The organism is Streptomyces sp. NPDC057249 (genome assembly GCF_042669245.1).
GTDB lineage: Bacteria > Actinomycetota > Actinomycetes > Streptomycetales > Streptomycetaceae > Streptomyces.
This window is the reverse complement of sequence record NZ_JBHUXS010000010.1, coordinates 240,004-253,992: the sequence shown is the minus strand read 5'-3', so window position 1 is coordinate 253,992 and position 13,989 is coordinate 240,004. Positions and strand designations below refer to the sequence as shown.

15 protein-coding genes are annotated in these 13,989 nt (G+C 72.3%); 13 read left to right on the top strand and 2 right to left on the bottom strand.

The window, feature by feature from the left end; all coding sequences use genetic code 11:
• Positions 1–71 precede the first annotated feature (71 nt).
• Genes ACFUJY_RS20800 through ACFUJY_RS20780 form a run of 5 tightly spaced genes read left to right on the top strand, consistent with a single transcriptional unit; the run spans position 72 to position 4,915 of the window.
• The gene (locus ACFUJY_RS20800) at positions 72–1,061 is read left to right on the top strand and encodes an ABC transporter permease (protein WP_383301567.1); all 990 of its coding nucleotides are present in this window, start codon (positions 72–74) and stop codon (positions 1,059–1,061) included.
• Positions 1,058–2,146: an ABC transporter ATP-binding protein gene (locus ACFUJY_RS20795; RefSeq protein WP_383301565.1), complete on the top strand. Its 1,089-nt coding sequence runs from the start codon at positions 1,058–1,060 to the stop codon at positions 2,144–2,146. The genes ACFUJY_RS20800 and ACFUJY_RS20795 overlap by 4 nt, the downstream gene beginning before the upstream one ends.
• Entirely contained in the window at positions 2,143–3,342 is a 1,200-nt protein-coding gene (locus ACFUJY_RS20790) for an ABC transporter ATP-binding protein (RefSeq protein ID WP_383301562.1), read from the top strand. Before ACFUJY_RS20795 ends, ACFUJY_RS20790 begins: the two co-directional genes overlap by 4 nt.
• 18 nt (positions 3,343–3,360) lie before the next feature.
• Positions 3,361–4,020, top strand: coding sequence for a trimeric intracellular cation channel family protein (locus ACFUJY_RS20785; RefSeq protein ID WP_383301559.1), 660 nt, complete (start codon positions 3,361–3,363; stop codon positions 4,018–4,020).
• 58 nt (positions 4,021–4,078) lie between these two features.
• Positions 4,079–4,915: a thioesterase family protein gene (locus tag ACFUJY_RS20780; RefSeq protein ID WP_383301556.1), complete on the top strand. Its 837-nt coding sequence runs from the start codon at positions 4,079–4,081 to the stop codon at positions 4,913–4,915.
• Positions 4,916–4,924: 9 nt separating this feature from the next.
• Here ACFUJY_RS20780 and ACFUJY_RS20775 read toward each other — a convergent pair whose 3' ends face one another.
• Positions 4,925–5,575 (bottom strand): TetR family transcriptional regulator, encoded by a 651-nt coding sequence (locus ACFUJY_RS20775; protein ID WP_383301553.1) that lies wholly within the window; start codon positions 5,573–5,575, stop codon positions 4,925–4,927.
• A gap of 114 nt (positions 5,576–5,689) precedes the next feature.
• Here ACFUJY_RS20775 and ACFUJY_RS20770 point away from each other — a divergent pair, with 114 nt between their 5' ends.
• The 3 genes from ACFUJY_RS20770 to ACFUJY_RS20760 all read left to right on the top strand — a co-directional run bounded on the left by ACFUJY_RS20770 (position 5,690) and on the right by ACFUJY_RS20760 (position 7,364).
• Positions 5,690–5,842, top strand: a complete 153-nt coding sequence (locus ACFUJY_RS20770) for a hypothetical protein (protein WP_383301551.1) — start codon at positions 5,690–5,692, stop codon at positions 5,840–5,842.
• Positions 5,839–6,108 carry a DUF4190 domain-containing protein gene (locus tag ACFUJY_RS20765; RefSeq protein WP_383301548.1) on the top strand — a complete coding sequence of 90 codons (270 nt, stop codon included), beginning with the start codon at positions 5,839–5,841 and terminating at the stop codon, positions 6,106–6,108. The genes ACFUJY_RS20770 and ACFUJY_RS20765 overlap by 4 nt, the downstream gene beginning before the upstream one ends.
• An 86-nt stretch (positions 6,109–6,194) precedes the next feature.
• Complete coding sequence (locus ACFUJY_RS20760) at positions 6,195–7,364, top strand: cysteine desulfurase family protein (RefSeq protein ID WP_383301545.1); 1,170 nt, start codon at positions 6,195–6,197, stop codon at positions 7,362–7,364.
• A 3-nt stretch (positions 7,365–7,367) separates the two neighbouring features.
• On the opposite strand, the gene ACFUJY_RS20755 is transcribed toward ACFUJY_RS20760, so the two are convergent.
• On the bottom strand, positions 7,368–8,048 hold the full coding sequence (locus tag ACFUJY_RS20755) for an N-acetylmuramoyl-L-alanine amidase (RefSeq protein WP_383301542.1): 681 nt from the start codon (positions 8,046–8,048) through the stop codon (positions 7,368–7,370).
• A gap of 61 nt (positions 8,049–8,109) precedes the next feature.
• Here ACFUJY_RS20755 and mnmA point away from each other — a divergent pair, with 61 nt between their 5' ends.
• The 5 genes from mnmA to ligA all read left to right on the top strand — a co-directional run bounded on the left by mnmA (position 8,110) and on the right by ligA (position 13,977).
• Positions 8,110–9,240, top strand: coding sequence for a tRNA 2-thiouridine(34) synthase MnmA (gene mnmA / locus ACFUJY_RS20750; protein WP_383301539.1), 1,131 nt, complete (start codon positions 8,110–8,112; stop codon positions 9,238–9,240).
• 168 nt (positions 9,241–9,408) lie between these two features.
• A complete protein-coding gene (locus ACFUJY_RS20745; RefSeq protein ID WP_361019895.1) occupies positions 9,409–9,948 on the top strand; it encodes a TIGR00730 family Rossman fold protein in 540 nt (179 codons plus the stop codon).
• A gap of 43 nt (positions 9,949–9,991) precedes the next feature.
• On the top strand, positions 9,992–10,681 hold the full coding sequence (locus ACFUJY_RS20740) for an SDR family oxidoreductase (RefSeq protein ID WP_383301536.1): 690 nt from the start codon (positions 9,992–9,994) through the stop codon (positions 10,679–10,681).
• A gap of 23 nt (positions 10,682–10,704) precedes the next feature.
• Positions 10,705–11,730, top strand: a complete 1,026-nt coding sequence (locus tag ACFUJY_RS20735; protein WP_383301535.1) for a methionine synthase — start codon at positions 10,705–10,707, stop codon at positions 11,728–11,730.
• Positions 11,731–11,760: 30 nt separating this feature from the next.
• Positions 11,761–13,977: an NAD-dependent DNA ligase LigA gene (gene ligA, locus ACFUJY_RS20730; protein WP_383301532.1), complete on the top strand. Its 2,217-nt coding sequence runs from the start codon at positions 11,761–11,763 to the stop codon at positions 13,975–13,977.
• Positions 13,978–13,989: the final 12 nt, after the last annotated feature.

The window sequence follows — 13,989 nt, the reverse complement described above, 5'->3', positions numbered from 1 at the left end:
ATCCCCTGAAAGGCAGGTGAAGGCGCCGGGCGGCGGGGTTTCCCGCCCCACCCGCCCGGCGCCGCACGGCTGTGGCTGCGTATATCATCCGACGCGTATTCGCCGCGGTGTTGCTGCTGCTGGTGGTCAGCGCAGTCACGTTCGCGATCTTCTTCCTGGTGCCCCGCCTCGGCGGGCAGACCCTCGACTCCATGGCCGCCCAGTACGTGGGGAAGAGCCCCGACCCCGACGTCATCGCGGCGGTCAAGAAGAACCTGGGGCTGGACCAGCCCCTGTACCTCCAGTACTGGCACTTCATCAAGGGCATCGTGGTCGGCGCCGAGTACCAGTTCGGCCCGGACCCCGTCATGTGCAACGCCCCGTGCTTCGGGTACTCGTTCAAGACCCACACCGAGATCTGGCCGCAGCTCGTGGACCGGGTCCCGGTCACGCTCTCGCTGGCCGTCGGTGCCGCCGTCATCTGGGTCGTCTCCGGTGTCGCCATCGGCGTCGTCTCCGCGCTGAAGCGGGGCTCGCTCTTCGACCGCCTCTCCATGGGCGTCGCCCTCGCCGGCGTCTCCCTCCCGATGTTCTTCACCGGCCTGGTGGTCCTGGCGCTCTTCGGCAACGGGGAGTACGTGCCCATCACCGAGGACCCGGTCGCCTGGGCGGGCAGCCTGGTCCTGCCCTGGTGCACGCTCGCCCTGCTGTACTCCGCGCTCTACGCCCGGCTGACCCGGGCCGGGATGCTGGAGACCATGGGCGAGGACTACATCCGGACCGCGCGCGCCAAGGGGCTCCAGGAACGCAAGGTGGTCGTCAAGCACGGGCTGCGGTCCGCGCTCACCCCGCTGGTCACGATCTTCGGCATGGACTTCGCGCTGCTCCTCGGCGGCGCGGTCATCACCGAACGCGTCTTCTCCTTCCAGGGGCTCGGCGCCTTCGCGATCCAGGGCGTGACCACCGCCGACCTGCCCAAGGTGATGGGCGTGACCCTGGTCGCGGCCTTCTTCATCGTCATCTGCAACTTGCTGGTGGACCTCGTGTACGCCGCGATCGACCCCCGGGTGAGGCTCTCATGAGCGGCGCGACCAAGAAGGACCCCCAGACGGACGGGACCGTTCCGGCCCCCCGCCCGGGCGACGGCCACCCCTTCCTCTCCGTACGCGACCTCAGCGTCCACTTCGACACCGACGACGGCCTGGTCAAGTCCGTGGACGGCGTCAGCTTCGACCTGGGGGCCGGCCAGACCCTCGGCATCGTCGGCGAGTCCGGCTCCGGCAAGTCCGTGACCTCGCTGGGGATCATGGGCCTGCACACCTCGGAGCGGGCTCGGATCGGCGGCGAGATCTGGCTCGACGGCGAGGAGCTGATCGGCTCGGGCGCCGAGCGCGTACGCAAGCTGCGCGGCCAGAAGATGGCCATGATCTTCCAGGACCCGCTCTCCGCCCTGCACCCCTACTACACGATCGGCGCGCAGATCGTGGAGGCCCACCGGGTCCACCACAAGATCGACAAGAAGACCGCGAAGAAGCGCGCCGTCGAGATGCTCGACCGGGTCGGCATCCCCGAGCCGCACCGCCGGTTCGAGGACTACCCGCACCAGTTCTCCGGCGGCATGCGCCAGCGCGCGATGATCGCGATGGCCCTGGTCAACAACCCGGAACTGCTCATCGCCGACGAGCCGACGACCGCCCTCGACGTCACCGTCCAGGCGCAGATCCTCGACCTGATCCGCGATCTGCAGAAGGAGTTCGGCTCCGCGGTCATCATGATCACCCACGACCTCGGCGTCGTCGCCGAGATCGCGGACGAGATCCTCGTGATGTACGCGGGCCGGTGCGTCGAGCGCGGCTCCGCCGAGAAGGTGTTCTACGAGCCCCAGCATCCCTACACCTGGGGCCTGCTCGGCTCGATGCCGCGGATCGACCGGGAGCAGACCGAGCGGCTGATCCCCGTCAAGGGCTCGCCGCCCAGTCTCATCAACGTCCCGTCGGGCTGCGCCTTCCACCCGCGCTGCCCGTACGCCGACGTCCCGCCCGACAACATCACCCGCACCGAGCGTCCGGAGCTGCAGCAGGTCGGCGACGGGCACTACTCCGCGTGTCATATGTCGCGTGAGCAGCGGGAACGGATCTGGACCGAAGAGATTGCGCCGAAGCTGTGACTGAGCTGAACAAGAAGACTCCCGCGCCGGCCGCGGCCGGGTCGGACGGGTCCGGCCCCGAACCGCTCCTCAAGGTGGACGGCCTGGTCAAGCACTTCCCGATCACCAAGGGCGTGCTGAAGCGCAAGGTCGGCGCGGTCCAGGCGGTCGACGGGCTCACCTTCGACGTGCGCCCCGGGGAGACCCTGGGCGTCGTCGGCGAGTCGGGCTGCGGCAAGTCGACCATGGGCCGGCTGGTGACCCGGCTGCTGGAACCGACCGGCGGCAAGGTCGAGTTCCAGGGCCGCGACATCACCCACCTGTCCGCCGGACGGCTGCGGCCGATGCGGCGCGACATCCAGATGATCTTCCAGGACCCGTACGGTTCGCTGAACCCGCGTCACACGGTCGGCGGGATCGTCTCCACCCCCTTCCGGCTCCAGGGCGTCAAGCCCGAGGGCGGTGTGAAGGCGGAGGTCCAGCGGCTGCTGGAGCTGGTCGGGCTCAACCCCGAGCACTACAACCGCTACCCGCACGAGTTCTCCGGCGGTCAGCGCCAGCGCATCGGCATCGCCCGGGCGCTCGCGCTCAAGCCGAAGCTGGTCGTCGCGGACGAACCGGTCTCGGCGCTGGACGTGTCGATCCAGGCGCAGGTGGTGAACCTGCTGGACGACCTCCAGGACGAGCTCGGGCTCACGTACATGATCATCGCGCACGACCTGTCGGTGATCCGCCATGTCTCGGACCGGATCGCGGTCATGTACCTCGGCAAGATCGTCGAGCTGGCGGACCGCACGTCGCTGTACGAGGCGCCGATGCACCCGTACACCAAGGCGCTGATGTCCGCGGTGCCCGTGCCGGACCCGCGCCGGCGCGGTGCCAAGAGCGACCGCATCCTGCTCAAGGGCGATGTGCCGTCGCCGATCTCGCCGCCCGCCGGCTGCCGGTTCCACACCCGGTGCTGGAAGGCGACGAAGGTCTGCGGGACGACCGAGCCGCCGCTGCTCCAGCTGAAGACCGGGCACCAGGTGGCCTGCCACCACCCGGAGAACGGCGAGGACCAGGTGCCGGGTGACGCCCCGCTGGTCGCGGACGTCATCACGGTCCGGTCGGCTCCGGCGGAGGAGCCCGCCTCGGAGCCCGCGGCCGAGGCGCCGGAGCAGCCCGCGAAGGCCGCCGAGCCCTCCGAACCCGCCCCGGACGGTACGAAGGAGTAGTACGGGCACAATTGCCCGGTGCTCAACGAACTGTTCACGCCCTCCGTCCAGCACGCGCTCGACATCGTGGGGATCTTCGTCTTCGCGATCTCGGGCGCCCTGCTCGCCGTACGCAAGAACTTCGACGTCTTCGGCATCGCGGTGCTCGCCGAGGCGACGGCGCTGGGCGGAGGGCTGTTCCGTGATCTGATCATCGGCGCGGTGCCACCCGCCGCCTTCACGGATCTGGGGTACTTCACCACCCCGCTGCTCGCCGCCGGTCTGGTCTTCTTCCTCCATCCGCACGTGGAGCGCATCCAGGTCGGCGTGAACGTCTTCGACGCCGCCGGGCTCGGGCTGTTCTGCGTCACCGGCACGGTGAAGGCGTACGACTACGGGCTCGGCCTCACCTCGTCGGCGGCGCTGGGCCTGGCCACGGCGGTCGGCGGTGGTGTGCTGCGGGACGTGCTGGCCAACGAGGTGCCGTCGCTGCTGCGCTGGGACCGGGACCTGTACGCGGTGCCCGCCATGGTGGGCGCCACCGTGATCGCGCTCTGCATCCGCTTCGACGCGCTCAACGCCCTGACCAGCGGCGCGGCCGTGATCACCGCGTTCGTCCTGCGGCTTCTCGCGCTCCGCTTCCACTGGCGGGCCCCGCGCGCCTACAACCGGCGCTCGGCGCGGGCGGAGGAGGCGTGACCTACACGGCCGGACAAAAAGCTACCGCTCAGTAATACAATCGGTGTACGGTGCCACCATGGCACAGGCAACCATCGGGGACAGCGAGTTCGACCGGGACACCGCGGTCACCCTGCGCGAAGAGGGCGTCTACGACGCGGAGCTCTCGGCGGGCTGGACGATCATCCAGGCCGTCAACGGCGGCTATCTGCTGGCGCTGCTCGGCCGCGCGCTCGGCGAGGCCCTGCCGCACGCGGACCCGTTCTCCGTCTCGGCGCACTACCTCACCGCGTCCGTGCCCGGCCCGGCGGTGATCCGGACCCAGACCGTCCGCACCGGCCGCACCCTCTCCACCGGCCAGGCGTCCCTCTTCCAGTACGCCGAGGACGGCACCGAGGTGGAGCGCATCCGCGTCCTCGCCACCTACGGCGACCTGGACGGACTCAGCGACGACGTCCGCACCTCCGCGAAGCCGCCGGCCATCCCGCCGCGCGAGCACTGCCTCGGCCCCAGCGACGGACCGGCGCCGATCCCGGGCAGCTCCGCGATCACCGACCGGCTCGACATCAAGCTGGACCCGGCGACCATCGGCTGGGCGATCGGGCAGCCCTCCGGCAAGGGCGAGATGCGCGGCTGGTTCGGGCTTGCCGACGGCCGCGACCCCGACCCGCTCTCCCTGCTGCTCACCGTGGACGCGCTGCCGCCCACCTCGTTCGAGCTGGGGCTCAAGGGCTGGACGCCCACCATCGAGCTCACCACGCACATCCGCTGCCGCCCGGCCCCCGGCCCGCTCCGGGTCTCCATCACCACCCGCAACCTGGCGGGCGGCTTCCTGGAGGAGGACGCGGACGTCTGGGACAGCGCCGACCGCCTGGTCGCCCAGTCCCGCCAGCTCGCCCGCGCCCCGCGCGGCTGACCCGCTCCCTCAGGCGCCCTGTGCCGGCTCGTCGAGCCAGTGCAGGGCGCCCAGCGCGATGAGCCGCAGCCGGCGCCCCGCCGTGCGGGCCACCCGCTCGTCCTCCGCCGGGCCCGCGTCCAGCAGGGCCGACGCGGTGATCACCATGTGGTCCACATAGAGACCGCCCAGCATCAGCAGGTCCTCCTCGGACCAGCCCTTCGCCTCCGGTTCCGCCGCGAGGGCCGCCGCCACCTCCTCGGCGAACAGCCGCAGCTGCGCCGCGATGGCCTCGCGCACCGGGCCGACCCCGCCGTGCTGCTCCCGCGCGATGAAGCGGAAGTGCGCGGGCTGCTCCCGTACGTGACGCCGTATCAGCTCCACGCTGCGGTCGAGCCGGAGCTCGCTGTCGCCCGTCTCGGCGAGTATCGCGCCGATCATGCCGTGCAGGCTGCCCAGGGTCTGCTCCACCAGGGCCACGCCGAGCGACGCCACGCTCCCGAAGTGCCGGTAGAAGGCCGTGGGCGTGATGCCGGCCGCCCGGGACACCTCGCGCAGCCCGAGGCTGCTCAGGCTCTGCTCCGCCAGCAGCCCCAGGGCGGCGTCGAGCAGCGCCTGGCGCGTCTTCAGCTTCTGGCTCTCGCGGATGCCGTTCCCTCGGACTCCGGCGGTGTGACTCATGCCATTCAGTAAACAACTGTTCTCCGGGCCGGGGAAGAGGTGCGCGGGTTTAGACTCGTAAGTCAGTGAACAGGTGTTCTCTGAATGGTCCGTCCGCACACGGAAAGGCCGAACATGATCGTCCTCGTCGTCGCCCTGCTCCTGCTGGGCATCGTGCTGGGAGCGGTGGCCCAGATCCCCCTCCCGCTGTCCCTCGTCCTCGGCGCCCTCATCGGCTGCTGGCTGCTGGTCTTCGCCGTGCGCGAGCGGGCGCGGGGTTCCCGGTGAGCGCGCCGGTGCAAGCCGCCCCGCGCTCCCGCCGGGACGCCGACGGGCTCGCCGTCGCCTCGTTCGTGCTCGGGCTCGTCGGGCTGCTGGTGATGAACCTCCTGCTGGGCCCCGCCGCGATCGTGATGGCGCTCGTGGCCCTGGCCCGCTCCACCGCCCGGCGCGGCCGTGCCTTCCTCGGCCTCGCGCTCGGCGTCGCCGACCTCGTGGTCCTCGCCTTCCTGGTCACCGGGAACGGCACCGTCTCCTGGGGCTTCGGCGGCTGACCGGGGCCCCCGTGCGCGGCGCGCGGGTCCCGGCACCCATGCGCCCGGCGTGGGCGCCGCCGGCGGCTCGTAGAATCGAGCCCACCATGGCTTACCTCGACCACGCCGCGACCACGCCGATGCTTCCCGAGGCGATCGCGGCGATGACCGCGCAGCTCGCCGTCACCGGCAACGCGTCCTCACTCCACGCCGCCGGGCGCCGGGCCCGCCGTACCGTCGAGGAGTCCCGGGAATCCCTCGCCGACGCCCTCGGCGCACGCCCCAGCGAGGTGGTCTTCACCTCCGGCGGCACCGAGTCGGACAACCTCGCGGTGAAGGGCCTGTACTGGGCCCGCCGCGACGCCGACCCCCGCCGCACCCGGGTCCTCGCCAGCCCCGTCGAGCACCACGCCGTGCTCGACGCCGTCGACTGGCTGGCCACCCACGAGGGCGCCACCGTCGAATACCTCCCCGTCGACCGGTACGGGCGCGTCCACCCCGAAGCGCTGCGCGAGGCGGTCCTGCGCGACCCCGACGACATCGCGCTGATCACCGTCATGTGGGCCAACAACGAGATCGGCACGATCCTCCCGGTACGCGAACTCGCCGAGGTGGCCCGTGAGTTCGGCATCCCGATGCACGCCGACGCGGTCCAGGCGTTCGGTCAGCTCGACGTGGACTTCGCCGCGTCCGGGCTCGCCGCGATGACCGTCAGCGCGCACAAGATCGGCGGGCCCACCGGTGTCGGCGCGCTGCTGCTCGGCCGCGAGCACACCCCGGTGCCCGTGCTGCACGGCGGCGGGCAGGAGCGCCATGTCCGTTCGGGCACCCTGGACGTGCCGGGCATCGCGTCGTTCGCCGTCGCCGGAAGGATCGCCGCCGACCGGCGCGAGGACTTCGCCCGGGAGACCGGCGCCCTCCGCGACGCGCTGGCCGCCGCCGTCCTGGCGGAGGTCCCCGACGCCCTCCTGGGCGGCGACCCGGCGCCGGGCGGCCGGCTGCCGGCCAACGCGCACTTCACCTTCCCCGGCTGCGAGGGCGACTCCCTGCTGCTGCTGCTGGACGCCCAGGGCATCGAGTGCTCCACCGGCTCCGCCTGCACCGCCGGGATCGCCCAGCCCAGCCACGTCCTGCTCGCCACGGGCACCGACCCGGACCTGGCCCGGGGCACCCTGCGCTTCTCGCTCGGCCACACCTCGACCGGGCAGGACGTCCAGGACGTGGCCCGGGCGATCGGCCCGGCGGTGGAACGGGCGCGCTCGGCGGGGCTCAGCTAGTCCCTAGGACTTCTCCGCAGCGGGGGCCGAGGCCGCGCGGCGGACCAGCTCCAGGTAGCGGTCCCAGTCCCAGCCGCGCCCCGGGTCCGTGTGGTCGGCGCCCGGGACCTCCACGTGCCCGATGATGTGCTCGCGGTCCACCGGGATGCCGTACCGCCCGCATATCGACGCGGTGAGCTTCGCCGACGCCCGGTACATCGCGGGGGTGAAGTCCTGGGGGCGCTCCACGAAGCCCTCGTGCTCGATGCCCACGCTGCGTTCGTTGTACGAGCGGTTGCCCGCGTGGAACGCCACGTCCAGCTCGCGGACCATCTGCGTCACATGCCCGTCCTTGCGCACCACGTAATGCGCCGCCGCCCGGTGCCCGGGGTCCTGGAAGACGCGGACCGCGCTGCTGAAGCCGCCCTGGGTGACGTGGATGACCACCCGGTCGATCCCGTAGTCGTCGGGGCGGTCGGCCCGCCGCCAGTTCGCCTCCGAGGCCGCCACCCACTCCGCCCCCGCGTAGTCCACCGCCCCCGGAGTGCGCGGCTTCTCCACGCCCGGCAGCCGCCACCAGGCCCGCTTCAGCCGGTCCCGCGCCAGCACCGCCGTGCCCACGGCCGTGACGGCACCGCCGATCAGCACCGAGCGCCGGCTGATCCCGGTCCCGGTGCCGCCGCCGTCCGTCCCCTTGGTCCCCATGAGACGGACAACGCATATCCGCGGGCTTTCGGTTCCCGCCCCCACGTACCCTGGTGGGGCTATGACTCAGACTCCCCAGCGCCCCCTCCGCGTCCTCGCCGCCATGTCGGGCGGTGTCGACTCCGCCGTCGCCGCGGCCCGCGCCGCCGAGGCGGGCCACGACGTGACCGGTGTGCACCTCGCCCTCTCCGCGAACCCGCAGTCCTTCCGGACCGGCGCCCGGGGCTGTTGCACCATCGAGGACTCCCGCGACGCCCGCCGCGCCGCGGACGTCATCGGCATCCCCTTCTACGTCTGGGACCTGGCGGAACGCTTCCGCGAGGACGTCGTGGAGGACTTCGTCGCCGAGTACGAGGCGGGGCGCACCCCCAACCCGTGCCTGCGCTGCAACGAGAAGATCAAGTTCGCCGCCCTCCTCGACAAGGCCCTCGCGCTCGGCTTCGACGCGGTGTGCACCGGCCACTACGCCACCGTCGTCACCGGCGCGGACGGCAGCCGGGAGCTGCACCGCGCTTCCGACATGGCCAAGGACCAGAGCTATGTGCTCGGCGTCCTGGACGAGCGCCAGCTCGCCCACGCGATGTTCCCGCTCGGCGACACCCTCACCACCAAGGACGAGATCCGCGCCGAGGCCGAGCGCCGGGGCCTCGCGGTCGCCAAGAAGCCCGACAGCCACGACATCTGCTTCATCGCCGACGGCGACACCCAGGGCTTCCTCGCCGACCGCCTCGGCGGCAAGGCGGAGGGCGACATCCTGGACGAGTCCGGTACGAAGGTGGGCACCCACGAGGGCGCCTTCGGCTTCACCATCGGCCAGCGCAAGGGCCTGCGCATCGGCCACCCGGCCCCCGACGGCAAGCCGCGCTACGTCCTGGACATCTCCCCGGTGAACAACACGGTGACCGTCGGCCCCGCCGAGGCCCTGGACGTCACCGCGCTCACCGCGATCAAGCCCCGCTGGTGCGGAACACCCCCGTCCGGCCCCGGGGCGTACACCGCCCAGCTCCGCGCCCACGGCGGCGAGACCGAGGTGACCGCCGAGCTGGCGGACGGCACCCTGCACGTCACGTTCACCGAGCCGGTGCGCGGCGTCGCCCCCGGCCAGGCGGTCGTGCTGTACGACGGCAGCCGCGTGGTCGGCTCGGCGACGATCGCGACGACGGTGCGCCGGGAGCGCGCGGCGGCGGGCTGAGCCGCGTACGGACGCGGAAGCCCCGCACGGCAACGCCCGACCCCAGTACGGGCGTGGCCGCGCGGGGCGCTCAAGGGTGTGCACACCACGCATTTCAGGGTCCGTCACCCAGGCGCCCGCCGCATCCCGGCGGCGGGGCCGCGGACGACGGGCCTTACCGTGGCAGCCATGAACATCTGCGTCTTCCTCTCCGCCGCCGACCTCCCCGACCGCTACACCGTGCCCGCCCGTGAATTCGCCGAGCTGCTGGGCCGCGGCGGGCACACCCTGGTCTGGGGCGGCTCCGAGAGCGGCCTGATGAAGGTCGTCGCGGACGGCGTCCAGGAGGCGGGCGGGAAGCTGGTCGGGGTCTCCGTGGACTTCCTGGCCGCGAAGGCGCGTACCGACGCCGACGAGATGGTCATCGCCCGCGACCTCGCCGAGCGCAAGGCCCTGCTGCTCGCGAAGTCCGACGCGATCGTGATCATGGTCGGCGGTACCGGGACGCTGGACGAGGCGACCGAGATCCTGGAGCTGAAGAAGCACGGCAAGCACACCAAGCCGGTCGTCCTGCTCAACACCGCCGGCTTCTACGACGGCCTGCGCGAGCAGTTCCAGCGCATGGAGGACGAGGGATTCCTGCCCCTCCCGCTGACCGAGCTGGTGTTCTTCGCGGAGGACGGCGTCGGCGCCCTGGCCTACCTGGAGGAGTCGGCCGGCCTGCAGTGATGTGACGTACGGGGCCCGGGCGGCGGATGCGACGATGGGGGCCATGTCCACTCACCTCATCACCGGTGCCGGCTCCGGCATCGGCGCAGCGGTCGCCCGGCGCCTCACCGAGCGCGGCGACGATCTCGTCCTGCTGGCCCGCGACGCGGGCCGCGCCAAGGAGCTCGCCGCGCTCCACCCCGGCGCCCGCACCCTCGTCGGCGACCTCGGCAACCCGGACCGGCTCTCCTGGGCCCTCGCCCAGCAGACCGTGCCGGAACGGCTCGACTCGCTGCTGCACATCGCGGGCGTGGTCGAGCTCGGCCCGGTCGGTGAGCTGACCCCCAAGGCATGGCACTACCAGCTCAACGCCAACCTCGTCGCCCCCGCCGAGCTGACCCGGCTCACCCTGCCCCAGCTGCGCGTCGCCCAGGGCCACGTCCTGTTCGTCAACTCCGGCGCCGGGCTCTCCGCGAGCCCCGAGTGGAGCGCGTACGCCGCCAGCAAGCACGGCCTGAAGGCGCTCGCGGACTCGCTGCGCCACGAGGAGCACGGCAACGGCGTCCGCGTCACCACCGTCTACCCGGGCCGCACCGCCAGCCCCATGCAGGAGAAGGTCCACCGGCAGGAGGGCAAGGAGTACGACCCCGCCCGCTGGATCGACCCCGAGTCCGTCGCGACCACCATCCTGATGGCGCTCGACCTGCCGCGGGACGCCGAGGTCAACGACCTCACCGTCCGTCCCGGCCGCTGACCCCCGGGCCGTACGCTTCTCGCGTGAGCGAGAACAGCGTGTTCAGGGACTGCCCGGCCACCGGGATCGGTTCGATGCCCGGGGGAGACGCCCGGGAGGCGGCGAAGACCGTCACCGGCTCCTTCGGCGACGGCGAGGGCATGCCGTACCTGGCGGAACTTCCGGCGCGCGGGCCCGGCGCCGACATGACCGGCCGCACGGTCGGACTGCTCTCCGAGCTGTACGGGCACGTCGAGCCGAGCGGCTGGCGGATCAGCGACCGGCCCGGCCGCGACACCCGCCGGGCCCGGTCCTGGCTGGGCGAGGACCTGGACGCCCTGGAGGAGTTCACCCAGGGCTACCAGGGCCCGCTCAAGGTCCAGGCCGTGGGGCCCTGGACCCTCGCCGCCGCCCTGGAACGCCGGGGCGGCGAGGCGTTCATCGGCGACCCGGGCGCCTGCCGCGACCTCGCGGACTCGCTCGCCGAGGGCCTGCGCGGCCACCTCGCCGAGGTGCGCCGCCGGGTGCCCGGGGCGCGCCTCGCCGTCCAGCTGGACGAGCCCTCCCTCACCGCCGTGCTGCGCGGCCGGGTCAGGACCGCCAGCGGCTACCGCACCTACCGGGCGGTGGACCGCCAGGTCGTGGAGGCCACCCTGCGCGAGGTGCTTGCGGCGGCCGGGGAGGCCGCCACGCTCGTGCACACCTGCGCCCCCGAGGTGCCGTTCGCGCTGCTGCGCCGGGCCGGGGCCGACGGGATCTCCTTCGACCTCTCCCTGCTCACCGAGCGTGAGGAGGAGGCGGTCGGGGAAGCCGTCGAAGGCGGCACCCGGATGTTCTTCGGGGTCGTACCGGGCACCGACCCGGCCTCGGGCCGATTGTCCGACCCGGGCGGTAGCGTCATGGGTGTCAGGACGCTGTGGCGCAGGCTGGGGCTGAATCCGGGGACTCTGACCGAGTCCGTGACGGTCACCCCCTCGTGCGGTCTCGCGGGTGCGTCGCCCGCGTACGCACGGGCCGCACTCGCCCACTGCGCCCGGGCCGCGAGATCGCTCGCAGACAACCCTGAGTAGCGGGACGCTGGGTAACGGGAGGACGGGACGATGGCCGGCGAAGAGCAGACGGCGGTGCCAGTCGAGGCGCAGGAGCGGCACAAGCTCCTCGCGGAGCAGATCGAGGAACACCGCTTCCGGTATTACGTGAACGACCAGCCGGTCGTCAGCGACGCCGAGTTCGACCGGCTGCTGCGGGAGCTGGAGGCCCTGGAGGAGTCCCACCCGCCGCTGCGCACGCCGGACTCGCCGACCCAGAAGGTCGCCGGGCCGTACCGTACGGAGTTCACGTCGGTCGAGCACCGCGAGCCGATGCTGTCGCTGGACAACGCCTTCGACGACGAGGAGCTGGCCGCCTGGGGCGAGCGCATCGCCCGGGACGTCGGCTCGCCCGGCTACCACTTCCTGTGCGAGCTGAAGATCGACGGACTCGCCGTCAACCTCACGTACGAGAACGGCGTGCTGACCCGCGCCGCGACCCGCGGTGACGGCCGCACCGGCGAGGACATCACGCCCAACGTCCGCACCATCGCGGACATCCCGCACCGGCTCAAGGGCGACCGGGTGCCCCCGCTGGTCGAGGTGCGCGGCGAGGTCTTCTTCCCGATGGAGGGGTTCGAGGAGCTGAACGCCCGGCTGGTGGAGGCCGACGACAAGCCCTTCGCCAACCCCCGTAACGCGGCGGCCGGTTCGCTGCGCCAGAAGGACCCCAAGGTCACCGCCGCCCGCCCGCTGCACATGGTGGTCCACGGCATCGGCGCCCGCGAGGGCTTCGACATCGACTGCCTGTCGCACGCCTACGAGCTGCTGCACGAGTGGGGCCTGCCCACCGCCAAGTACAACAAGGTGGTCGACTCCCTCGACGGTGTACGGGAGTTCATCGCGTACTTCGGCGAGCACCGGCACTCCGTGGAGCACGAGATCGACGGCGTCGTCGTCAAGCTGGACGAGATCCCGCTCCAGGGCCGCCTGGGCTCCACCTCCCGCGCCCCGCGCTGGGCCATCGCCTGGAAGTACGCGCCGGAGGAGGTCAACAGCAAGCTGGTCAACATCCGCGTCGGCGTCGGCCGCACCGGCCGCGTCACCCCGTACGCCCAGGTCGAGCCGGTCGTGGTGGCGGGCTCCGAGGTCGAGTTCGCCACCCTGCACAACCAGAACGTGGTCCGGGCGAAGGGCGTCCTGATCGGCGACACGGTGGTGCTCCGCAAGGCCGGCGACGTGATCCCGGAGATCCTCGGCCCGGTCGCCGACCTGCGCGACGGCACCGAGCGGGCGTTCGTCATGCCGACGCACTGCCCCGAGTGCGGCACGGAGCTGAAGCCCATGAAGGAGGCGGACGTCGACGTCCGCTGCCCCAACGCCCGCTCCTGCCCCGCCCAGCTGCGCGAACGCGTCTCCTACCTCGCCGGCCGCAAGTGCCTCGACATCGACCACTTCGGCTACGTGGCCGCCGCCGCGCTGACCGCACCGCTGGAGCCCGCCGAACCGCCGCTGCGCGACGAGGGCGACCTCTTCGGCCTGACCATGGACGAACTGCTGCCGATCCGGGCCTACGTCCGCGACCCGGACAGCGGTCTGCCCAAGCGCGACCCGAAGACCGGCGAGGAGAAGATCGCCCGGGTCTTCGCCAACCAGCAGGGCGAGCCCAAGAAGAACGCCCTGGCGATGCTCGACGCCATCGCGGCGGCCAAGGAGGCCCCGCTGGCCCGCGTCCTCACCGGGCTCTCCATCCGCCACGTCGGACCGGTCGCGGCCCGGGAGTTGGCCCGCCAGTTCCGGTCCATGGACCGCATCGAGGAGGCCACCGAGCAGGAGCTGATCGACGCCGACGGGGTCGGGCCGATCATCGCGGCCTCGGTCAAGCAGTGGCTGGCCGAGCCGTGGCACCGCGAGATCCTGCGCAAGTGGCGCGAGGCCGGCGTCCGGATGGAGGACGAGGGGGCCGGCGAGGACGAGGGCCCCCGCCCCCTCGAAGGGCTCACCGTCGTCGTCACGGGCACGCTGACCGGGCACACCAGGGATGGCGCGAAAGAGGCCCTGCAGAGCCGGGGCGCGAAGGTCACCGGTTCCGTTTCCAAGAAGACCGCCTTCGTCGTCGTCGGAGACAACCCCGGCTCCAAGTACGACAAAGCGGTCCAGCTGAAGGTCCCCGTCCTGGACGAGGCCGGCTTCGCCGTCCTGCTCACCGAGGGCCCGGACGCGGCCCGCGAGGCGGCGGTGCCCGCAGGGGAACCGGCCCCGGAGGCGGGTGACGCACCCGGAGAGTGAACGGCCGCCGAC